Annotated in this window: 1 protein-coding gene; it reads left to right on the forward strand. The window is 34.9% G+C overall.

Annotated features, from left to right (window positions below; genetic code table 11):
- A partial coding sequence (locus tag SB679_RS26095; protein WP_410705300.1) for a hypothetical protein occupies positions 1-241 on the forward strand: 241 nt, incomplete at both ends.

Consider the following 241-nt stretch of genomic DNA (forward strand, 5'->3'; position numbering starts at 1 on the left):
GGCGATTTTAAATTTATCCGGACCAATGCTTCTTCGATGTTCAACTATTCTTCAACGACGGGTTATCAGGGGCTGGCCAATCAGGCCAATTCTTTTAGAAGAAGTAATTCAGGACTCACTTTTAAAGTGAGAAAAATCATGACAAGAGGAAACAAAAAAAATGGTTTTGTCTATTATGCTAAAATTGGAAACGGAATTATGAACTATGAAATAGATCTTGAAAATGCAATTAAATCTGGTG

Source organism: Chryseobacterium sp. SIMBA_029 (assembly GCF_046535275.1).
Taxonomy (GTDB): Bacteria; Bacteroidota; Bacteroidia; order Flavobacteriales; family Weeksellaceae; genus Chryseobacterium.